Genomic DNA, 21,646 nt, shown 5'->3' with positions numbered 1-21,646 from the left:
CCCCTCTCTTCATGGTGCGCCCGCAAATCGGAGGCCACCATCCGGGGGAGAAGGGCCTGAAATCCGGTCTCGAAAGCGGGCCCAGAAAATCATGCAGGCGTGCTTGATTGTTTCTGAGGGGGCTGTCACTCTCGTAGCCGCACCACACACGTCAACGCGGCCCGTCCGCCTGTGAGTCGGGCCCGATGAGGGGAGTGCAGCGTGTCCGACCCGAGCCCGGTGCTCGCCGACCTGCGCGCGGAGGGCCAGGCGCTGGACGCCCTCGTGGGGCCGCTCGCCGCGGACCGCTGGGCGACGCCGACGCCCGCCGCCGGCTGGACGATCGCCCACCAGATCGCCCACCTCGCCTGGACCGACCAGCAGGCGCTGCTCGCGGCCACCGACCCGGACGGCTTCCGGCGCGCCGCCGAGGCGGCGCTCGCCTCCCCGGACACCTTCGTCGACGAAGGCGCCGAGGAAGGGGCCCGCCGGCCGCCCGCCGAGCTGCTGGCCCACTGGCGCGCGGGCCGCGACGCGCTGCACGACGCGCTCGCCGCGTACACCGGCGGCCGGCTGCCGTGGTTCGGCCCGCCGATGAGCATCACCTCGATGGCGACCGCCCGGCTGATGGAGACCTGGGCACACGGCCAGGACGTCGCCGACGCGCTCGGCGTCGTACGGGAGCCCACCGCCCGGCTGCGGCACGTCGCCCATATCGGCGTACGCGCACGGAACTTCGCCTTCCTGGCGCACGGACTCACGCCCCCGGAGGAGGAGTTCCGCGTCGAGCTGCGGGCGCCGGGCCCGGACGGCGGGGTGTGGACGTACGGCCCCGAGGACGCGGCGCAGCGGGTGACCGGCGACGCACTCGGGTTCTGTCTGCTGGTCACGCAGCGGGCGCACCGCGACGACGTGGACGTACGGGCCGAGGGCGCGGAGGCCGAGCGGTGGCTGGGCATCGCCCAGGCGTTCGCCGGGCCGCCGGGCCCGGGCCGCAGCCCCCGGTCGGCCGCCACCTCGAAGGGACCCACCGCGTGACCCCGGCACCCACCGCACCCCTGCGCATAGGTAACGCCTCCGGCTTCTACGGCGACCGCTTCGGCGCGCTGGAGGAGATGCTCACCGGCGGCCCCCTCGACATCCTCACCGGCGACTACCTCGCCGAACTCACCATGCTCATCCTGGGTCGGGACCGCCTGAAGGACCCGGGCCGCGGCTACGCGAAGACCTTCCTGCGGCAGCTGGAGACCGGCCTCGGGCTGGCGGCCGAGCGCGGCGTACGGATCGTCACCAACGCGGGCGGCCTGAACCCGGCCGGACTCGCCGACGCGGTAAGGGAGTTGGCGGAGAAGGTCGGCGTCCCTGTGCGCGTGGCGCACGTCGAGGGCGACGACCTGCTCGCCAGACCCGGCTGGCCCGCCGGCACCCTGACCGCCAACGCCTACCTCGGTGGCGGAGGTATCGCGGAGTGCCTGCGGGCCGGTGCCGAGATCGTCGTCACCGGCCGCGTCACCGACGCCGCGCTGGTCAGCGGGGCCGCGGCCGCGCACTTCGGGTGGCGGCCCGACGACTACGACCGGCTGGCGGGCGCCGTGCTCGCCGGGCACGTCCTGGAGTGCGGCACCCAGGCCACCGGCGGCAACTACTCCTTCTTCGGCGCCCTCGACGTGCACCGCCCCGGCTTCCCGCTCGCCGAGATCGCCGCGGACGGCTCGTCGGTGATCACCAAGCACCCGGGCACGGGCGGTGCCGTCACGGTCGGCACGGTCACCGCGCAACTGCTGTACGAGACGACGGGCGCGCGGTACGCCGGGCCCGACGTGACCGCCCGGCTGGACTCCGTACGACTGTCGGAGGACGGCCCGGACCGGGTGCGTCTCGGTGGCGTGCGCGGCGAGGCGCCGCCGCCCACCCTCAAGACCGGGCTCACCCGGCTCGGCGGCTGGCGCAACGAGGTCACGTTCGTGCTCACCGGGCTGGACGTGGACCTCAAGGCGCAGTTGGTGCGCGAGCAGATGGAGGCGGCCTTCGCGGCGGCCGGGCGGCGGCCCGCCGAGGTGGACTGGCGCCTCGCCCGCACCGACCACCCCGACGCGGCGTCCGAGGAGGAGGCCAGCGCGCTGCTGCGGCTGGTGGTCCGGGACCCGGACCAGGACGCGGTCGGCCGGGTCATCAGCGGCGCGGCGGTCGAGCTGGCGCTCGGCAGCTACCCGGGCTTCCATGTCACGGCCCCGCCCGGCAAGGGCGCCCCGTACGGCGTCTTCGAGGCGGCGTACGTACCGGCCGGGGAGGTCCCGCACGTCGCCGTACTGCCGGACGGCCGCCGGATGACCATCGAACCACCCGTAGAAACCAGGGAGTTGGTACGGCAAGCCGATCCACCACTTCCCGAGCCGCTGCACCACGACGGTCCCACCCGCCGCGCCCCGCTCGGCCTCGTCGCCGGGGCCCGCAGCGGTGACAAGGGCGGCGCGGCCAATGTCGGGGTGTGGGCGCGTACGGAGGAGGCGTGGCGGTGGCTGGCACATGAGCTGACGACCGACCGGCTGCGCGCGCTCCTCCCGGAGGCCGCCGGCCTGCCCGTCGAGCGGCACGTACTGCCGAACCTGCGGGCGCTGAACTTCGTGATCGACGGACTGCTGGGCGCGGGCGTCGCCTCGCAGGCCCGCTTCGACCCACAGGCCAAGGCCGTGGGCGAGTGGCTCCGCGCCCGCCACCTGGACATACCGGAGGTACTGCTGTGACCGTGCTCGGCACAGGGCTGGACACCGCGAGCCCCGAGTACGCGGAGAACCGCGCGGCGCTGCTCGCCAAGCTGGACGAGCTGGCCGCCGAGCAGGCCAAGGCGGTCGGCGGGGGCGGCGAGAAGTACGTCGAGCGGCACCGCAAGCGCGGCAAGCTGCTCGCCCGCGAACGCATCGAGCTGCTGCTCGACCCCGACACCCCCTTCCTGGAGCTGTCGCCGCTCGCCGCGTGGGGGAGCGACTACCAGGTGGGCGCCTCGCTGGTCACCGGGATCGGCGTGATCGAGGGCGTGGAGTGCCTGATCACCGCCAACGACCCGACCGTACGGGGCGGCGCCTCCAACCCCTGGACGCTGAAGAAGGCGCTGCGCGCGAACGAGATCGCGTACGCCAACCGGCTCCCCGTGGTGTCGCTGGTGGAGTCCGGTGGCGCGGACCTGCCCAGCCAGAAGGAGATCTTCATCCCGGGCGGGGCGCTGTTCAAGGACATCACGCGGCTGTCGGCGGCCGGGATTCCGACCGTGGCCGTGGTCTTCGGGAACTCGACGGCGGGCGGCGCGTACGTCCCCGGCATGTCCGACCACGTGATCATGGTGAAGGAGCGGGCGAAGGTCTTCCTCGGCGGGCCGCCGCTGGTGAAGATGGCCACCGGTGAGGAGAGCGACGACGAGTCGCTGGGCGGCGCCGAGATGCACGCTCGCACCTCCGGCCTCGCGGACTACTTCGCGGTCGACGAGCCGGACGCGCTGCGCCAGGCCCGCCGCGTGGTCGCCCGCCTCAACTGGCGCAAGGCACACGCCGATCCACCGATCGCCGAGCCCCCGAAGTACGACGAGGACGAGCTGCTCGGCATCGTCCCCGGCGACCTCAAGATCCCCTTCGACCCGCGCGAGGTCATCGCCCGGCTCGTCGACGGCTCGGACTTCGACGAGTTCAAGCCGCTGTACGGGCCGTCGCTCACGACCGGGTGGGCGCGGCTGCACGGCTACCCGGTCGGCATCCTCGCCAACGCGCAGGGCGTGCTCTTCAGCGAGGAGTCGCAGAAGGCGGCACAGTTCATCCAGTTGGCGAACCAGCGCGACATTCCACTGCTCTTCCTGCACAACACCACCGGCTACATGGTCGGTAAGGAGTACGAGCAGGGCGGCATCATCAAGCACGGCGCGATGATGATCAATGCGGTGTCGAATTCGCGGGTGCCGCATCTGTCCGTGCTGATGGGCGCGTCCTACGGCGCGGGCCACTACGGCATGTGCGGCCGCGCCTACGACCCCCGCTTCCTCTTCGCCTGGCCGAGCGCCAAGTCGGCCGTCATGGGGCCGCAGCAGCTCGCGGGCGTGCTGTCGATCGTGGCGCGCGCCTCGGCCGCCGCGAAGGGACAGCCGTACGACGACGAGGCCGACGCCGGGCTGCGCGCGATGGTCGAGCAGCAGATCGAGTCCGAGTCGCTGCCGATGTTCCTGTCCGGGCGGCTCTACGACGACGGCGTCATCGACCCGCGCGACACCCGCACGGTGCTCGGGCTGTGTCTGTCCGCGATCCACTCCGCGCCCGTGGAGGGCGCACGGGGCGGCTTCGGCATCTTCCGGATGTGAGGTAGCAGTGATCTCTTCCCTCCTCGTCGCCAACCGCGGCGAGATCGCCCGCCGCATCTTCCGTACCTGCCGTGACCTGGGCATATCCACCGTCGCCGTGCATTCGGACGCGGACGCCGACGCGCCCCACGTCAAGGAGGCGGACGCGGCCGTCCGTCTCCCGGGGGACGCGCCCGCCGACACCTACCTGCGCGGCGATCTGATCGTGAAGGCCGCGCTGGACGCGGGCGCCGACGCGGTCCATCCCGGCTACGGATTCCTCTCCGAGAACCCGGAGTTCGCCGCCGCGGTCGCCGATGCCGGGCTGACCTGGATCGGCCCGCCGCCCGCCGCCATCGAGGCGATGGCCTCCAAGACCCGGGCCAAGGAGCTGATGGGCATCGCCCCGCTGACCGAGGTCACGGAGGACGACCTGCCGGTACTGGTGAAGGCGGCGGCGGGCGGTGGCGGCCGCGGCATGCGCGTCGTACGCGAACTCGCCGAGCTGGACGGCGAGTTTGCGGCGGCGCGGGCCGAGGCGCTGAGCGCCTTCGGGGACGGTGAGGTCTTCGTCGAGCCGTATGTCGAGGGCGGTCGCCACGTCGAGGTGCAGATCCTCGCCGACGCGCACGGCACGGTCTGGCCGCTGGGCACCCGCGACTGCTCCCTCCAGCGCCGCCACCAGAAGGTCATCGAGGAGGCCCCGGCCCCCGGACTCACCCCCGAACTGGCCACCACCCTCTACGAGATGGCCATCAGAGCCGCCCGCGCCACCGACTACCGCGGCGCCGGCACCGTCGAATTCCTCGTCGTCGACGGCACCGCGCACTTCCTGGAGATGAACACCCGCCTCCAGGTCGAACACCCCGTCACCGAGGAGATCTTCGGCATCGACCTAGTGGCGCTGCAGCTGAGCGTCGCCGAGGGCGAGGCGCTGCCCGACGCGCCCCCGGAGCCGCGCGGCCACGCCGTCGAGGCCCGTCTCTACGCCGAGGACCCGGCCGCCGGCTGGGCCCCGCAGACCGGCACCCTGCACGGCCTCTCCGTACCGGGCGTCCGCCTGGACTCCGGCTACGCCGACGGCGACACCATCGGCATCCACTACGACCCGATGCTCGCCAAGGCCGTCGCCTGGGCACCCACCCGCACCGCCGCCGTCCGCAAGCTGGCGGGCGCGCTGGAGCGGGCCCGCGTCCACGGCCCGGTCACCAACCGCGACCTCCTCGTACGGTCCCTGCGCCACCCGGAATTCACCGAGGCGCGCATGGACACCGGCTTCTACGACCGCCACCTGCCCGTCCTCACGGCCGCGGCACCCGACCCGTACGCACCCCTCGCCGCCGCCTTCGCCGACGCGCACGGCCGCTCACGCTTCGGCGGCTGGCGGAACGTGTACTCGCAGCCGCAGGTCAAGTGGTACCGCACCGAGCCGGACGGCACCGAGCACGAGGTGCGGTACCGGCACACCCGGGACGGTCTGGCCGCCGAGGGGGTGGTGGTCGTGCACGCCGACGCGGCGCGGGTCGTGCTGGAGGCCGCCGGTGTACGGCGTACGTACGAGGTCACCGCGTACGGCGACCGGGTGTACGTCGGCGGCACCGCCCTCACCGCCCTGCCCCGCTTCCCCGACCCCACGGCCGGCCAGGAGCCGGGGTCGCTGCTGGCCCCGATGCCCGGCACGGTGGTCCGCGTTGCGGACGGGATCACCGAGGGGGCCCGTGTCGAAGCCGGCCAGCCGTTGCTGTGGCTGGAGGCCATGAAGATGGAGCACAAGATCACAGCGCCCGCGACCGGCACGGTGACGGCGCTGCACGCCGAAGCCGGCCGGCAGGTCGAGGTGGGCGCCCTGCTCGCCGTCGTATCCGACTGACGTTTGTCCTCAATCGCCGGACGGGCTTGATGGCCCGAAGGAGCACCGCATGAGCCTGATCGAAACCGAAGAGCACCGCGCCCTCCGCGACGCCGTCGCCGCCCTCGGAAAGCGCTACGGACGCGAGTACTTCACCCAGGTCGTCGCCGACGGCAAGCACACGGACGAGCTGTGGGCCGAGGCCGCCAAGCTCGGGTACCTCGGCGTCAACCTCCCCGAGGAGTACGGCGGCGGGGGCGGCGGCATCACCGAGCTGTCCATCGTCCTGGAGGAGCTGGGCGCGGCCGGCTGCCCCCTTCTGATGCTCGTCGTCTCGCCCGCCATCTGCGGCACGGTCATCGCCCGCTTCGGTACCGAGGAGCAGAAGCGGCAGTGGCTGCCCGGCCTCGCCGACGGCTCCCGCAAGATGGCGTTCGGCATCACCGAGCCCGACGCGGGCTCCAACTCGCACCGCATCACCACCACGGCGCGCCGCGACCCGGAGACCGGCGGCTGGATACTCAACGGCCGCAAGGTCTTCGTCTCCGGCGTCGACATCGCGGAGGCGACACTGATCGTCGGCCGTACGGAGGACGCCAAGACCGGCAAGCTCAAGCCGTGCCTCTTCATCGTCCCCCGCGACACCCCAGGCTTCTCCCGCAACCCGATCTCCATGGAACTCGCCGCGCCGGAGAAGCAGTTCGAGCTCGTACTCGATGATGTGCGGCTGCCCGCGGACGCGCTGGTCGGCGACGAGGACGCGGGTCTGCTGCAGCTCTTCGCCGGGCTCAACCCCGAGCGCGTGATGACCGCCGCCTTCGCCCTCGGCATGGCCCGTTACGCGCTGGAGCGGGCCGTGGAGTACGCCCGCGACCGGCAGGTGTGGAAGGTGCCGGTCGGCGCGCACCAGGCCATCGCGCACCCGCTCGCCCAGTGCCACATCGACATCGAGCTGGCCCGGCTGATGATGCACAAGGCGGCCCATCTGTACGACATCGGCGACGACATGGGCGCGGGCGAGGCCGCCAACATGGCGAAGTACGCGGCGGGGGAGGCCGCGGTGAAGACCGTCGACCAGGCCGTGCACACCCTCGGCGGCAACGGCCTCACCACGGAGTACGGCCTCGCCTCGATGATCACCGCGGCCCGGGTGGCCAGAATCGCCCCGGTCAGCCGCGAGATGATCCTCAACTTCGTCTCCCACCAGTCCCTGGGACTCCCCAAGTCGTACTGATTGCCGTCATGCTGCGGGACATCGTCAGCCATCGTTCGCCCCCCACGCCGCAGCCGGCAGCCGTCCGACCACCGAGCGAAGGGCCGTGAGTCCATGGTGTTCCGCAGCGAGTACCCCGATGTCGCACCGCTCGACCTGCCCATCCACGAAGCCGTACTGGGCCACTCGGCCGTCGCGCACGCCGACCGGGTGGCCCTGGTCGACGGCCTGACCGGCACCACCCTCAGCTATGCCGAACTGGACGCCCGCACCCGCCGGCTCGCCGCAGCCCTCGCCGACGCGGGCGTCCGCAAGGGCGATGTGCTGGCCCTGCACAGCCCGAACTCCCTCGCGTATCCCGTCGTTTGTTACGCCGCCTCCCGCTGTGGCGCCGTCGTCACGCCCGTCCACCCGCTCGCCACCGCGGACGAGGTGGCGAAGCAGCTGCGCGACTCCGGCGCCCGCTGGCTGGTGACGGTCTCGATGCTGCTGGCCACCGCCCGTACCGCGGCGGAGAAGTGCGGCGGCGTGACGGAGATCTTCGTCTGCGACGGGGCCGAGGGCCACCGGTCCCTGGCCGACCTGCTGGCCACCGAGGCGCCCGAGCCGCAGGTCACGATCGACCCGGCCGAGGACCTGGCCTGCCTGCCGTACTCCTCCGGCACCACCGGCGCGCCCAAGGGCGTGATGCTCACCCACCGCAACATCGCCACCAACCTCGTCCAGCTCGACGGCGTCCTCAGCGGCGGCCCCGGCGACCGGATTCTGGCGGTTCTTCCCTTCTTTCACATCTACGGGATGACCGCGCTGATGAACGCTCCGCTCCGGCAGGGCGCCACCGTCGTCGTGCTGCCCCGCTTCGACCTCGACACCTTCCTGACCGCCATCGAGACCCACCGGGTCAACGCGGTCTACGTGGCCCCGCCGATCGTCCTGGCGCTCGCCAAGCACCCGGCCGTCGCGGGCCGGGACCTCTCCTCGCTGGAGTACGTGCTCAGCGCGGCGGCGCCGCTGGACGCCGACCTGGCGGCCGCGTGCGCCGGCCGGCTGAAACTGCCGCCGCTCCTCCAGGCGTACGGCATGACCGAACTCTCGCCCGGCACCCACGTCGTGCCGCGGGACGCCCGCGAGGCGCCGCCCGGCACGGTCGGCAAGCTGCTGCCCGGTACCGAGATGCGCATCCTCGACCTGGCCGGCGGCGCCGACCTCGGCCCGGACGCCACCGGCGAGATCCTCATCCGCGGCCCCCAGGTCATGAAGGGCTACCTGGGCCGCCCCGAGGCCACCGACGCCATGATCGACGCCGAGGGCTGGCTGCACACGGGCGACATCGGCTACTGCGACGCGGACGGCTGGCTGCACGTCGTCGACCGGGTCAAGGAACTGATCAAGTACAAGGGGTACCAAGTGGCCCCCGCCGACCTGGAGGCGCTGCTCCTCCAGCACGAGGACATCGCCGACGCGGCCGTCATCGGCGTGACCGACGCCGACGGCAACGAGATCCCGAAGGCGTACGTCGTACGGCAGCCGGGGGCCCTGCTCACCGAGGCGGAGATCATCGCGTACGTGGCAGCCCGGGTGGCCCCCTACAAGAAGATCCGGCGGGTGGAGTTCACGGACGCCGTGCCGCGCGCCGCCACCGGCAAGATCCTGCGGCGCGAACTCCGCGCCCGGGAAAGGAGGACCCCATGACGCTCGTTCACCGTTCCCACGAGCGCGGCATCACCACCCTCACCCTCGACTCGCCCCACAACCGCAACGCCCTCTCCGCCGCCCTGGTCACCGAGCTCCACCAGGCACTGGCCGATGCCGTCGAGGACCCCGACACCCGAGCCCTCGTCCTGACCCACACCGGCACCACGTTCTGCGCCGGCGCCGACCTCTCCGAAGCGGCATCGGGCCCGGCCGAGGACGGCCCGCTGGAGCTGGCCCGTCTCCTCCGCACCCTCGTCGAGCTGCCCAGGCCCGTCGTCGCCCGCGTCACGGGTCACGTACGGGCCGGCGGCCTGGGCCTCCTGGCCGCCTGCGATATTTCCGTGGCAGGCCCCGCCGCGACCTTCGCCTTCACCGAGGCGCGACTCGGCCTCGCCCCCGCGGTGATCTCCATGCCGGTACTGCCCCGCATGGCCCCCCGGGCCGCCTCCCGCTACTACCTCACCGGCGAACGCTTCGACGCCACGGAGGCGGCCCGTACGGGCCTGATCACCCTGGCCGCGGAGGACGTGGACGAGGCACTCGCCCCCCTCCTCGCCGGTCTCCGCAAGGCATCCCCCCAGGGACTGGCCGAATCCAAGCAGCTCACCACGGCCGATACGCTCCGCGCCTTCGACCGCGACACTGCCGCCCTGGCCCGCCGGTCGGCCCGCCTATTCTCCTCGGACGAAGCACGGGAGGGCATGACGGCCTTCCTCGAACGCCGGGAGCCATCATGGTCACGATGACCTCACCACGCCGAGAACCCCAGCAGGACCGCAGCCGCGCCACCCGCCGCAAGCTCCTCGCAGCCGCCGTCTCCTGCCTGGCCGAACACGGCTGGGCGGGCTCCACGGTCTCCGTCGTGGCCGAGCGCGCGGGCGTCTCCCGGGGTGCAGCGCAGCACCACTTCCCCACCCGCGAAGACCTCTTCACGGCGGCGGTCGAATACGTGGCAGAGGAACGCTCCCAGGCCCTCCGCACCCTCTTCCCGGACCACAGGGCCGACCGCGGAACCGTCGTCGCGGCCATCGTCGACCTCTACACCGGCCCCCTCTTCCGCGCAGCCCTCCACCTCTGGGTGGCCGCCTCCAACGAGGACCAGCTCCGCGAGCGCGTCACCGAACTGGAGGCGCGGGTGGGCCGCGAATCCCACCGCATAGCCGTCGAACTCCTGGCCGCGGACGAATCGGTCCCGGGCGTACGAGAAACCATCCAGGGCCTCCTCGACATGGCCCGGGGCCTGGGGCTGGCCACCCTGCTCAGCGACGACACGGCCCGCCGCGAACGCGTAGTGGCCCAGTGGTCCCGTCTCCTGGACGGGGCACTGGGCCACTGAGGGCGCCGGCCGTCAGCCACGGCTCTCCGGCCGTCAGCGGGCCGAGATGTCCTCGTACCCTTCGATGTCGCGCGGGCTGCGCGCCGCCGGGCCCACGTACCGGGCGGAGGGCCGCACCAGCCGGCCGGTCCGCTTCTGCTCCAGGATGTGCGCGCTCCAGCCGGCCGTACGGGCACAGGTGAACATCGACGTGAACATGTGCGCCGGGACCTCGGCGAAGTCCAGCGTGATCGCCGCCCAGAACTCCACGTTCGTCGCGAGGATCCGGTCGGGCCGGCGGTTGTGCAGCTCCTCCAGCGCAGCCTTCTCCAGCGCCTCGGCGACCTCGAAGCGCGGCGCGCCCAGCTCCTTGGCCGTCCGGCGCAGCACGCGCGCCCGCGGGTCCTCCGCGCGGTACACCCGGTGCCCGAAGCCCATCAGCCGCTCGCCGCGGTCCAGCGCCTGCTTCACATACGCCTTCGCGTCACCGGTGCGCTCGATCTCCTCGATCATGCCCAGCACGCGGGACGGCGCGCCGCCGTGCAGCGGACCGGACATCGCGCCCACCGCACCCGAGAGCGCCGCGGCCACGTCGGCACCCGTGGAGGCGATGACGCGGGCGGTGAAGGTCGAGGCGTTCATGCCGTGCTCGGCGGCCGACGTCCAGTACGCGTCGACGGCCTTCACGTGCTTGGGGTCGGGCTCGCCCCGCCACCGCTTCATGAACCGCTCGACGATGGTGTCCGCCTTGTCGATCTCCTTCTGCGGGACCATCGGCAGGCCCTGGCCGCGGGCCGACTGGGCGACGTAGGACAGGGCCATGACGGCGGCGCGCGCGAGATTGTCGCGGGCCTCGGCCTCATCGATGTCCAGCAGCGGTTTCAGGCCCCATACCGGGGCGAGCATCGCCAGCGCGGACTGCACGTCGACGCGGATGTCACCGGAGTGCACGGGGATCGGGAACGGCTCGGCGGGCGGCAGGCCGGGGTTGAACGCCCCGTCGACCAGCAGGCCCCACACGTTCCCGAACGACACCTGGCCGACCAGGTCTTCGATGTCGACGCCGCGGTACCGCAGCGAGCCGCCTTCCTTATCCGGTTCGGCGATCTCCGTCTCGAACGCGACGACTCCTTCGAGCCCGGGTACGAAGTCGGACATCAGGCTGCTCCTCAAGCTAGGGACGGCGCGTCGGCTCGTGGCCACGCTGCCGTTCGGTCGGGGCCGTGCGGTCACGTGTGATGCGGTCTCTGTGCTCCTTGCCTGGACTGCTCGCGCTCGCCCGGCGGTCCCCGCATTCCGTGTCGGACCGCGGGCGGTGACGGTACGTCACCGGTTCGTTCCGGCGTTTCGGGGCGGACACCATATCTCCGGATGTCCGGAGCCCACAGCGTCCCAGCAGATGATTTTGGTGGGTTCCGCACGTGCGGGGAAGCGTGACATCCGGCACACTGTGCGATTTCCCAACGGGAGGGTTACGCGCCACCGAAGGCGGGCAGACTGCCTGGCCACGAGTGGCTCACGAGGCGGCCGCCGACCGCCCGCGCGGCCCGGCCGATGCTGCAAGATATGCCCGTGCACTCTGCCGACGCCGCATCCGCAGCCCACCACCCCGATCCCGCCTCGATGCGCGCCCAGTACCGCGCGCACGGCCTCGCCGAGGAAGACCTCGCCGGCACTCCGTACGAACAGTTCGCGCGCTGGTTCAAAGAAGCGGCCGCGAGCGGCATACATGAACCCAACGCCATGGTCGTCTCCACGGCGGACGCCGCCGGGCGGCCCAGCTCCCGCACCGTCCTGCTGAAGGCGTTCGACGACCGCGGCTTCGTCTTCTTCACCAACTACACCAGCCGCAAGGGCCGCGACCTCGCCGGGAACCCGGCCGTCTCGCTGCTCTTCCCCTGGCACCCGCTCGCCCGCCAGGTCATCGTCGGCGGCACCGCCGAACGCATCGGCCGCGACGAGACCGCCGCGTACTTCCGCACCCGCCCGCACGGCTCCCAGCTCGGCGCCTGGGCCAGCGAGCAGTCCTCGGTGGTCGGCTCCCGCGAGGAGCTGGAGCGCGCGTACGAGGAGCTGGCGGCCCGCTACCCCGAGGGCGAGCAGGTGCCGGCACCGCCGCACTGGGGCGGCTACCGGGTCGCCGCCGAGTCCGTGGAGTTCTGGCAGGGGCGCGAGAACCGCCTGCACGACCGCCTGCGGTACGTGCGTACAGAGACGGGCTGGACGGTGGAGCGGCTGGCGCCCTGAGGGGCCGGCCGGGTCCGGGAACGTCCGCACACGCAGACGACCCGCGGGCCACTGCCCCGGCGCCGGGAGGCGCCGGGGGCCGGTCGGACGAACCGGCGGCCCGCGGGTCGGGTGACTGCTGGAGATTGGCCGGCTGCGCACAGGTCTCGTGCGCTGGTCCGGCGCTGCACTGAGTGAAGCGACGGGCCGCTAGCCCGCAGCCACCTCACGCGTCCGGTAGGAAATCACTTCCGAACCACCTCCCTTCTCGTGTGCGCCACACACTAGGAACCCGCCCGGCTCCTCACAACCGAATTTCCGGCGGGCACCGATTTCGCGGAATGGGGTGTGTGCTGCATCACGTTCCAGTTGAATGATCCGACGTGCAGCACGTGCAGCCGCGTCCAGCAGGGGGTGCCAGTGACTGCTTCGTCCCGCCACTTCAATGCCGCGCTGCCCGGGGAACCGGGCCGCCCGGACCAGAGCCACGACCAGGGAGCGGAAACGGACCCGCCGCCGCCACCCGACAGTGAGGACTCCGGCCTGCTCGCCGCCCTCCTGGACGGCATGGACGCCGCCCTGTGCGCTCTCGACGCCGACGGCACCGTCACCCACTGGAACCGCGAGGCCGAGCGCATCCTCGGCTGGACCGCCGCCGAGGCGGTCGGCCGCGCGGGGCTGGCCGGCTGGGCGGTGCGCGCCGAGGACGCCGACGAGGTGCACGCGGCGCTGATGGCCGCGATGACCTCTCCGGGCCGCCAGGTGCACGAGTTCGCGCTGCTCACCAAGGAGGGCGGCCGGGTCCTCGTACGGACCCAGTCCTCCGCCGTCACCGGCGCCGACGGCGCGCCCGCCGGGGTGTACTGCGCCTTCAGCGAGGTCCACACCCAGATCGACCTCGAACGCTCCATCGCGCTCAGCGAAGCCCTCTTCGACGACGCGTCCTGGGGCGTGGTGCTCGTCGACGCCGACCTGCGCCCCGCCGTCGTCAACGCCCACGCCGCGCGCGCCCTGGGCCTCGGGCGTACGCACGTCCTCGGGCGCCCGCTGGGTGATCTGCTCGTACAGGGCGTCGAGGAGCTGGAGGCCGCGCTCCAGCACGTACTGGCGGAGGGCGCGCCCCCGGCCGCCACCGAGCTGTGGGTGACGCTCCGCTCCGAGGAGGCCGAGGAGCCGCGCCGGTGCTGGCGCAGCGGCTTCCTGCGGCTGGCGTCGCCGCTCGCCGAGGAGCCCGTCCCGCTCGGCGTCGGCTGGCTCTTCCAGGACATCACCGACCTCAAGCGCGCCGAACAGGACAGTTCGCTGCTGCGCTTCCGTGCCAATCAGCTGCACCGCGCGGGCCGCGCGGCCGCCGAGTGCGAGGACCCGGGGGAGGCGGCCGCCGTCCACCTCGACTTCGCGCTGGCCGGCTTCGCCGACCACGGCCTGGTCGACCTCGCCGCCACTCCGTCGCCCGCCGGCCCGCCCCTCTCCGACATGGACACGACCACACCCATCGAGGACGCGGACCTGGCGGCGGCCCCCGATGACGCGACCGAGCCCGCGCCCCGGCTGATCCGCGCCCTCGCCTCGCCCTCGGGCGCGCCCGGCCCCGCGCAGCCGGTCGCGGGGACCGGCATCCCGCTGACGTACGTAGCGGGGCACCCGGCCGTCCAGGCGTACCGGCGCCGCGGTTCGGTACGGGCCAGCGCGGGCCTGGCGGTCACGCCGGAGGGCTGGGCGGCGGCCCGGAAGTGGCCCGAGGGCACGGTGCACGGCCTGTGCGTGGTGCTGCGCAGCCGGGGCCGGACGCTGGGCGTGGCGACGTTCCTGCGCGGCGCCTCCCGCCGCCCCTTCGACCGCGCGGACGCCGCGTACGCCGAGGAGGTCGCCTCCCGCATCGCCGCTTCACTGGATCTGGCGGAGGCGCTGGGGAAGAGATGAGGTAGCGGGGCGCGGGAGTACGGCTCCGCCTCGCGCTCCGGTCGCGGCGCCGGGCCCGGCGGCGGGCTCAGTGCCGGTAGAAGATCCGGTCCGCGTACTCGCGCATGACCCGGCCGTTCCAGTCGTGGCCGCCGTCGACGTTCCCCGAGCGCAGCAGCGGCGGGTCGATGCCGCGCTCGGCGAGCGCCCCGGCGGCCGTCGCCACGACCGCCTGCATGACCGCGCTGGTGACGACGGTGGACGCGGGCCCGAACGGCGCCTCGATGCCCGGCGCCGCCAGCTCCGCGTCGCCGACCGGGATGCGGCTGTCCAGCACGAGGTCGCAGTGGTCCTTGAGGTACGTGCCGGACACGTGCCGCGACTTGGTGTCGTCCGCGTACGCGACCGAGGTCAGCCCGATGACCTTCAGGCCGAGCGCGCGGGCGTTCAGCGCCATCTCCACGGGCAGCGGGTTCCGCCCGGACAGCGAAATGATCACGAGTACGTCGCCGGACCGCGCCGGGCTGGTGTCCAGGACGGCGGCGGCCAGCCCGTCGACCCGCTCCAGGGCGCTGCCGAGCGTCGCGGGCATCACGTCCACACCCACCACACCGGGCACGGCCAGCAGGTTCATCACCGCCAGGCCGCCGGCGCGGTACACGGTGTCCTGGGCGGGCAGCGAGGAGTGCCCGGCGCCGAAGCAGAAGATCCGGTCGCCGGCCGCCACGGTGTCGGCGATCAGCGTCCCGGCCTCGGCGATCACCTCGCCCTGGGTGTCCCGCACCGTCCGCAGCAGGTCGATCGCGGCATCGAAGTACTGCCCGGCCAGTCCGTTGCTCCCGCTCTCGCCCATCGCGGAGTGCCTCTCTCCTGGTATCTCCTCGTATGGTCCCGCCCGGTCCGGGCCGGTACCGCCCTCGTGGCGCGGCTCACGTTGCGGTCTGGACCAGTGCCCTGTCAATACGGCGCTCGCACCGTACGGCCGAAAGGCGCCCGCCCGGACCGGAGTCCGCGCGCGGCCCCCGGCCACCGGCCGCATCCGGGGCCCGGCGGCAGCCTTCGGGCCGCGCGCGGCACCGATGTCAGTGGGATGCGTCAGAATTGAGTTCAGGGCCACCGCACGACACAGCCGAGGGGCACGCATGTCCGGACTGATCGACACCACGGAGATGTATCTCCGCACCATCCTTGAGCTCGAAGAGGAAGGTGTGGTCCCGATGCGCGCGCGCATCGCCGAGCGGCTCGACCAGAGCGGCCCGACCGTCAGCCAGACCGTGGCGCGGATGGAGCGGGACGGCCTGGTCCAGGTCGCCGGCGACCGCCACCTGGAGCTGACCGAGGAAGGCCGCCGCCTCGCGACGCGTGTGATGCGCAAGCACCGGCTCGCCGAGTGCCTGCTCGTCGACGTGATCGGCCTGGAGTGGGAGCAGGTGCACGCCGAGGCGTGCCGCTGGGAGCACGTCATGAGCGAGGCGGTCGAGCGCCGCGTCCTGGAGCTGCTGCGGCACCCGACCGAGTCGCCGTACGGCAATCCCATCCCCGGCCTGGACGAGCTGGGCGAGAAGTCCGAGGCCGATGCCTTCCTGGACGAGGGCCTGCTGAGCCTGATGGACCTCGACCCGGGCGCCGACGGCAAGACCGTCGTCGTGCGGCGGATCGGCGAGCCCATCCAGACGGACGCCCAGCTGATGTACACGCTGCGGCGGGCCGGGGTGCAGCCGGGGGCCGTGGTGAGCGTGACGGAGTCGCCGGCCGGGGTGCTGGTCGGCAGCAGCGGCGAGGCCGCCGAGCTGGCCACGGACATCGCGCAGCACGTCTTCGTGGCGAAGCGCTGAGCGCTTTCATCGCGAAGCGCTGAGCGTTCCGGCTGCTCGCCGGCCGCTCGGCGGTGCGCTTCCCGGCCCGGCGCCCCGCCCCTCCGCTTGACCGGCGTGGCGCCGCCTCCGCGCACCGCGCGCAGGCGCCCACCCGGTACGACATCCCGTCCCGCGCTCCCCGCGGAGATTCCGCTTCCCCCTGCCGCCCGCCTTCCCGCGGAGAATTTTTCGGCCGCCGCCTCCGCCGCGCGGCGGCACTGACCTGGAGCGACGGCCCGCACCGAGCCGTGCCCGGATTTCCTGCCCAGTACGGACTTGGCGGAATGCGAGCGGTGGGCGCGACGCCGTGTCACCCTGGCGCTGTCGCAAACGCGCAGGCGCATATGACGGCTTGCGTTCAAGACCTGGGGCCGGGGCGGCGGGGCGGATGTGGGGAACATCCGGCCGGTCGTCGTGCCCCTGGGGGAGGGGGCTCGGATGAGTCACCGGACAGCAGGGCCGCAGGGCCGGGGGGCCACTGACAGCGAGGGCCCCGGCGCTGCGAGCAGCCGGGGCCCCGCCTCCCCATGTCCCCCCGCGAAGACCCGGAGCCCCGAGCTCTCAGGGTCTTCCCCCGCGGGCCCTCTTCCCGTCAGGGCCCGCCTCCCGCTCACACTCTCCCCGTGCCGCGGACGGCCAATCCTTGAGCATGGTCACTCGTACGAGGGGTGTTGGGAGCGACGGCGATACATTCGAATACGGGTTCGATAGTGTGGGGCTGCTCAAGGGACGGATGGGGGTGCCAGGGCAATGGTGCGGCGCATCGACGTGACAGGTACCGGGGGCGTACGGCTCGCGGCCTGGGAGTTCACCGACCCTCCCAAGGCCGGCGGCGAGGGAGCGGAGCGGAAGCACAACGGACGCGGTCCCGGCGTGCTGCTCCTCCACGGCCTGATGGGGCGGGCCGCGCACTGGGCGGAGACCGCCCGCTGGCTCGGCGCGCGCTACCGCCCGGTCGGCCTCGACCAGCGCGGCCACGGCCGCAGTGAGAAGCCCACCGACGGGCCGTTCGACCGCATGACGTACGTGGACGACGCGATCGCTGCCATCGAGCAGCTGCATCTCGCGCCGGCCGCCGTCATCGGCCACTCCATGGGCGCGCTCACCGCCTGGCAGCTCGCAGCGCGCCGGCCCGACCTGGTCAGCGCCCTGGTCATCTGCGACATGCGGGCATCGGCCCTGGGCGCGGCATCGCAGCGCGAATGGGAGGCATGGTTCCGCTCCTGGCCGGTCCCCTTCGCCACGCTCGCCGACGTCCGCAAGTGGTTCGGCGAGGACGACCCCACGCTGGAGCGGCCGAAGCCCGTGCGCGGCGAGTACTTCGCCGAGGTGATGGCCGAGCGCGGCGACGGCTGGCGCCCGGTCTTCTCCCGCCGCCAGATGCTCGCCGTCCGCGAGGCATGGGTGCACGACGCGCACTGGGAGGAGCTCGCCCAGATCGAATGCCCCACGCTGGTCGTCCGCGGCCTCGACGGCGAACTGGGCCGTGCCGAGGCCCAGGAGATGGTCCGAGTCCTCCCGCGCGGCGCCTACGCCGAGATCTCCGACGCCGGCCACCTCCTCCCCTGGGAGCGCCCGGACGACTGGCGCCGCGCGCTGGAACCGTTCCTGCACGCGGCGATTCCGACGTGAGCGACCGGGCGTTGGGGACGGTACAAACCCTGACCTGAAGCGGTACTGACCTGAAGCAGCGGGCGCCCGCTCCCTGGGGGGACGGGCGCCCGTCGGCTCTCGAGGTCGTGCCCCGCTACCCCTTGCTCACCGCCACAAGAATCTCCGGCAGCCGCCGGAGGACGACGGGCGCGGTCAGCCGCAGCCCGAGGACGGCCACGACCGCCCCGTACACCGCGCCCACCGGCAGCACCAGCCACAACAGCCCCTGCAGCCCCGCCACATGGAGCCCGACGGTCAGGCCGATCACCGGCAGACACAGCAGACCGCCCATGACCACCCCGACCAGCATGCTGATCCAGGCGATCCCGCCCTGCCCCGGCGCGACGTTCTTGTTGCCGTCGGACGGGATCGAGTACGGGAAACGGACCGAGGCGAACGCCCCCGTCGCCACCAGCGCACCGAGGAGCGCCAGCGCCACCCCGTACACCTCGGGGAAGGCCGCCCAGTCGTCGAGCAGCGCCGCCGAGCCGAGCACCACGAGCGTCACGTACGGCACCGCGATCACGGCCACCGCCAGCGCCCGCCCGGCCAGCTCCAGGAAAGCGTCGCGGCGCGTGGAGAGCGTCGAGGCGACCATCCAGAACGCGGAGGTGTCCTGCCCGAACTGGTTGTACATCTGCAGCCCGAGCAGCCCCGACGCCCAGCACGCCGTATAGACGCTGCCACCGCCCTGCACCGCCGTGACCACCGGGAGGATCAGGCCGACGCCGAGCGCCGCGGCCCAGCCCATCTTCGTCTTCGGGTCGCGCCAGCCGTACAGCATCGTGCGCCGCATGACCGTTCCCGTACGGCCGTCCGGCAGCAGCCGCTCCCAGCCGCCCGCCCGGCCGGCCCGCTTGCGGCCGCTGTCCTTCTCGATGGCCTGCAGTGTGGAGGAGTCGGGCGAGGTCATGACAGTGGTGAGCGTGCGGCTCCACCACCACAGCAGCACGACGAGCGCCAGCGCCGTCAGCGCGAGGCCGAACACCGCGCGCCCGTAAGCGCCCCGGCCCGCCGCGTCCACCGCGTCCACCGCGGAGGCGGGAGGGATCCAGCGCAGTACCGCCGCGGCCGGCTCCAGGGCCGCCAGCCCCTGCGACTGGGCGAGCTTCTGCGCGGCGAGGTTCACGCCCTGCGCGCCGAGCGCGACGAACAGGCCGCTGAGGACGGCGAGATCGCGGCCGCGGCGGCTGGTCAGCAGCCGTACGTTGGCGGTCGCGATGGCCCGCGCGAGCGCCGCGCACACCAGGACGATCAGCACCGTCGCGATGACCCCGACGATCACCGCGGCCGCACCGTGCGCCACGGCGACCACGGAACCGGCCGCCAGTACGACGGTGAAGACCGGCCCGACACCGATGAGCGAGGCGATCAGCAGCGAGCCGATCAGCGGCCGGGGCCGCAGCGGCAGCATCACCAGCCGGGTCGGATCCATCGTCTCGTCAGCCGTCGGGAAGAACAGCGGCATCGCCGCCCACCCGAGCGTGAGGATCGCGGTCAGCAGCACGGCCAGCGCCGGCGCGCCGGACACGCCGCGCAGCAGGATCAGCCCCAGCAGCAGCCCGGCCGCGAACAGCAGCGTGACGGCCATCGAGATGATGTACGCGGCGGTGCGCCCCGGCGACTGCCGCAGCCCGTTCTTCAGGAGCGACAGCTTGAGCCGTACGAAGATGGGCGTGAGCGCCGGGGACGGCGGGGCGGCGGCCGGCGTGCTCACGGAGCGGGTGGCCGTGCTCATCGGGCGCCGCCCCCGCCCAGCCAGTCCAGGTTTTCCCCGGCCCGCGCGCGGCTGCCCGCGCCGACCAGTTCGAGGAAGGCGTCCTGCAGCGAGGGCGCGTCACCGCGCACCTCACCGATCGGCCCATCGGCCCGGATCTTCCCGCCTGCCATGACCGCGACCCAGTCACACAGCGACTCCACCAACTCCATGACATGACTGGAGAAGACGACGGTCGCGCCGGACCCGGTGTAGCGCTCCAGTACGCCCCGAATGGTCTGGGCGGACACCGGATCCACCCCCTCGAACGGCTCGTCCAGAAAGAGAATCTCCGGGTTGTGCAGCAAGGCAGCGGCCAGCCCGATCTTCTTCCGCATACCGGTCGAGTAGTCCACGACCAGCTTGTTCCGGGCCGCGGACAGATCGAGCACGTCCAGCAACTGCCCGGCCCGCTTGTCGACCTCGTCGCCGGGCAGCCCCCGCAGCCGCCCGATGTACGAAAGAAGCTCGCCGCCCGACAGCCGCTCGAACAGCCGCAGCCCTTCAGGAAGCACCCCGATCCGGGACTTCACCGCGACCGGATCGCGCCAGACATCATGTCCCCCGATCTCGACCTGACCCGCGTCCGGCCGCAGCAGCCCGGTCACCATCGACAGCGTGGTCGTCTTCCCCGCGCCGTTCGGTCCCACGAGCCCGATGAACCGCCCGGCGGGCAACGTCAGATCAATCCCCGCAACCGCGGTGTGATCTCCATACTTTTTCCAGAGGCTGTGGATACGCACCGCCGCCGGCGCCCCGGCCGTGCCAGCCTGTTCCCCAGCACCCGAACTTTCGGTCGTCACTCGGTTCCCCTGTCCTCGGACGTCAAGGCAGGGCCCGGTCAAGCCCCCGCCGTCCCCCAACGATATGCGGACGACGGGCACGCGAGCCGGATGATCAAGCAACGGCTGTACTGCTATGCGCACTAGCCAGGGGGGCGGGGGAGGGGGCCCAGGCCCGCCCCCATCCCGCCCCGCCTCCACCCGTGCAGCACTCCGCCCCGGAGATCGGGCTGCACGTGACCTGCGGGCGCGGCCGGCTCGGGGGGCATTTGCGAGCGGGGGCGTGGGCTTGCGCTTGTGTGTGCGCTCAGTCGGTGCCGGGGGTGGGTGGTGGAGGGGCGGGGGAAGACGGTGTGGGCCGAGTTGGCCGTGCGTCGCGCGGAGCCGGTCGGGCAGGGGCGCGATTGACGCCTTACCTGTGGCCCCGGTCCGGCGTTGATTCGAGGCTGCAGGCGTACGTGAGGGGGTTGAGGAGGTCTTCCGTGGCGGGGAGCCAGCGGTTGGCGGGGGTGGGGTGGCGGGCCCATTGGACCGGGGCGTGGCGGCCCGTGCGGGTGGGGGGAGCGGCGATGTACGTGCCCTCGCCGTGGGTGATCAGGCCGAGGGCGGCGGGGGAGGAGCGGAGCGGGGTGCGCGCCAGGTCCGAGAGTTTGGCGGCGGCGCCCGGGAGGACGAGGAAGAGCATCCGGCGGTCCGGGGTGCGGATGACCGGGCCGAGCGGCAGGCCCTGCCGTTCCATGCGGGCCAGCGCCAGGCAGCCCGCGGTCTCGGGCACGTCCAGCGCGTCGAATGTGCGGCCTGTCGGCAGCAGGATCGCCGCACGGGGATGCTGCGTCCACAGGTTGTGGATGGCAGTCGTACTGCCGGTGGCCGCCGTGGGCCAGTCGGCCGCGAGGGGGTGGGCGCCGGGGGTCCGGCAGTCACGGGCGCCGCAGGAACAGTACGTTGCCGCACCGTCGTCTTCCAGCCATGCGCCGGGGAGTACGTCCCAGTGGCGTTCCGCCGCGTAACGCACCGCAATGTCGAGCAGCCGCTCACCGCGCTGCTGGGGGACCTGTGGGGCTCCTGTGACTCCGCTGCTCTGTTCCACGAACGGGACAAC

The 21,646-nt window shown here is 72.8% G+C and carries 17 protein-coding genes; 12 read left to right on the top strand and 5 right to left on the bottom strand.

Annotated features, from left to right (window positions below; translation table 11 throughout):
• Positions 1 to 201 precede the first annotated feature (201 nt).
• From IF04_RS0111630 to IF04_RS0111595, 8 genes are all read left to right on the top strand, one after another.
• The gene (locus IF04_RS0111630; RefSeq protein WP_030254414.1) at positions 202 to 1,017 is read left to right on the top strand and encodes a TIGR03084 family metal-binding protein; all 816 of its coding nucleotides are present in this window, start codon (positions 202 to 204) and stop codon (positions 1,015 to 1,017) included.
• Positions 1,014 to 2,723 carry an acyclic terpene utilization AtuA family protein gene (locus IF04_RS0111625; RefSeq protein ID WP_030254411.1) on the top strand — a complete coding sequence of 570 codons (1,710 nt, stop codon included), beginning with the start codon at positions 1,014 to 1,016 and terminating at the stop codon, positions 2,721 to 2,723. The genes IF04_RS0111630 and IF04_RS0111625 overlap by 4 nt, the downstream gene beginning before the upstream one ends.
• On the top strand, positions 2,720 to 4,318 hold the full coding sequence (locus IF04_RS0111620; RefSeq protein ID WP_030254408.1) for an acyl-CoA carboxylase subunit beta: 1,599 nt from the start codon (positions 2,720 to 2,722) through the stop codon (positions 4,316 to 4,318). Before IF04_RS0111625 ends, IF04_RS0111620 begins: the two co-directional genes overlap by 4 nt.
• Positions 4,319 to 4,325: 7 nt before the next feature.
• Complete coding sequence (locus IF04_RS0111615) at positions 4,326 to 6,167, top strand: acetyl/propionyl/methylcrotonyl-CoA carboxylase subunit alpha (RefSeq protein WP_030254405.1); 1,842 nt, start codon at positions 4,326 to 4,328, stop codon at positions 6,165 to 6,167.
• Positions 6,168 to 6,216: 49 nt separating this feature from the next.
• Positions 6,217 to 7,380, top strand: a complete 1,164-nt coding sequence (locus IF04_RS0111610; RefSeq protein WP_030254402.1) for an acyl-CoA dehydrogenase family protein — start codon at positions 6,217 to 6,219, stop codon at positions 7,378 to 7,380.
• A gap of 93 nt (positions 7,381 to 7,473) precedes the next feature.
• Positions 7,474 to 9,051: an AMP-binding protein gene (locus IF04_RS0111605; protein WP_030254399.1), complete on the top strand. Its 1,578-nt coding sequence runs from the start codon at positions 7,474 to 7,476 to the stop codon at positions 9,049 to 9,051.
• The gene (locus tag IF04_RS0111600; RefSeq protein ID WP_030254396.1) at positions 9,048 to 9,800 is read left to right on the top strand and encodes an enoyl-CoA hydratase family protein; all 753 of its coding nucleotides are present in this window, start codon (positions 9,048 to 9,050) and stop codon (positions 9,798 to 9,800) included. The genes IF04_RS0111605 and IF04_RS0111600 overlap by 4 nt, the downstream gene beginning before the upstream one ends.
• On the top strand, positions 9,788 to 10,390 hold the full coding sequence (locus IF04_RS0111595; protein ID WP_030254393.1) for a TetR/AcrR family transcriptional regulator: 603 nt from the start codon (positions 9,788 to 9,790) through the stop codon (positions 10,388 to 10,390). The genes IF04_RS0111600 and IF04_RS0111595 overlap by 13 nt, the downstream gene beginning before the upstream one ends.
• Before the next feature lie 33 nt (positions 10,391 to 10,423).
• Here IF04_RS0111595 and IF04_RS0111590 read toward each other — a convergent pair whose 3' ends face one another.
• Positions 10,424 to 11,527, bottom strand: coding sequence for a citrate synthase 2 (locus IF04_RS0111590; RefSeq protein WP_030254390.1), 1,104 nt, complete (start codon positions 11,525 to 11,527; stop codon positions 10,424 to 10,426).
• 408 nt (positions 11,528 to 11,935) lie between these two features.
• Between IF04_RS0111590 and pdxH the strand changes: the two genes are divergently transcribed.
• A complete protein-coding gene (gene pdxH / locus IF04_RS0111585) occupies positions 11,936 to 12,616 on the top strand; it encodes a pyridoxamine 5'-phosphate oxidase (RefSeq protein ID WP_245654370.1) in 681 nt (226 codons plus the stop codon).
• A 546-nt stretch (positions 12,617 to 13,162) separates the two neighbouring features.
• Positions 13,163 to 14,518, top strand: a complete 1,356-nt coding sequence (locus tag IF04_RS0111580) for a PAS domain-containing protein (protein ID WP_037959190.1) — start codon at positions 13,163 to 13,165, stop codon at positions 14,516 to 14,518.
• A 67-nt stretch (positions 14,519 to 14,585) separates the two neighbouring features.
• On the opposite strand, the gene IF04_RS0111575 is transcribed toward IF04_RS0111580, so the two are convergent.
• On the bottom strand, positions 14,586 to 15,350 hold the full coding sequence (locus IF04_RS0111575; protein ID WP_030254381.1) for an SIS domain-containing protein: 765 nt from the start codon (positions 15,348 to 15,350) through the stop codon (positions 14,586 to 14,588).
• 289 nt (positions 15,351 to 15,639) lie between these two features.
• Between IF04_RS0111575 and IF04_RS0111570 the strand changes: the two genes are divergently transcribed.
• Both IF04_RS0111570 and IF04_RS0111565 read left to right on the top strand, forming a co-directional pair.
• On the top strand, positions 15,640 to 16,332 hold the full coding sequence (locus tag IF04_RS0111570; RefSeq protein ID WP_030254379.1) for an iron-dependent transcriptional repressor DtxR: 693 nt from the start codon (positions 15,640 to 15,642) through the stop codon (positions 16,330 to 16,332).
• 771 nt (positions 16,333 to 17,103) lie between these two features.
• Positions 17,104 to 17,985 (top strand): alpha/beta fold hydrolase, encoded by an 882-nt coding sequence (locus IF04_RS0111565; protein ID WP_030254376.1) that lies wholly within the window; start codon positions 17,104 to 17,106, stop codon positions 17,983 to 17,985.
• Between the two features lie 115 nt (positions 17,986 to 18,100).
• Here the strand turns inward: IF04_RS0111565 and IF04_RS0111560 are convergent, their stop codons facing one another.
• From IF04_RS0111560 to IF04_RS0111550, 3 genes are all read right to left on the bottom strand, one after another.
• Positions 18,101 to 19,744: a hypothetical protein gene (locus tag IF04_RS0111560; RefSeq protein WP_030254374.1), complete on the bottom strand. Its 1,644-nt coding sequence runs from the start codon at positions 19,742 to 19,744 to the stop codon at positions 18,101 to 18,103.
• The gene (locus IF04_RS0111555; protein WP_051831124.1) at positions 19,741 to 20,565 is read right to left on the bottom strand and encodes an ABC transporter ATP-binding protein; all 825 of its coding nucleotides are present in this window, start codon (positions 20,563 to 20,565) and stop codon (positions 19,741 to 19,743) included. The genes IF04_RS0111560 and IF04_RS0111555 overlap by 4 nt, the downstream gene beginning before the upstream one ends.
• A 391-nt stretch (positions 20,566 to 20,956) precedes the next feature.
• Positions 20,957 to 21,634, bottom strand: a complete 678-nt coding sequence (locus IF04_RS0111550) for a bifunctional DNA primase/polymerase (protein WP_030254368.1) — start codon at positions 21,632 to 21,634, stop codon at positions 20,957 to 20,959.
• Positions 21,635 to 21,646 lie beyond the last annotated feature (12 nt).

It is taken from the genome of Streptomyces violens (assembly GCF_000717745.1).
GTDB lineage: Bacteria > Actinomycetota > Actinomycetes > Streptomycetales > Streptomycetaceae > Streptomyces > Streptomyces violens.
Note: the sequence above shows the minus strand (reverse complement) of the source record. Positions and strands in the feature narration are given on the sequence as shown.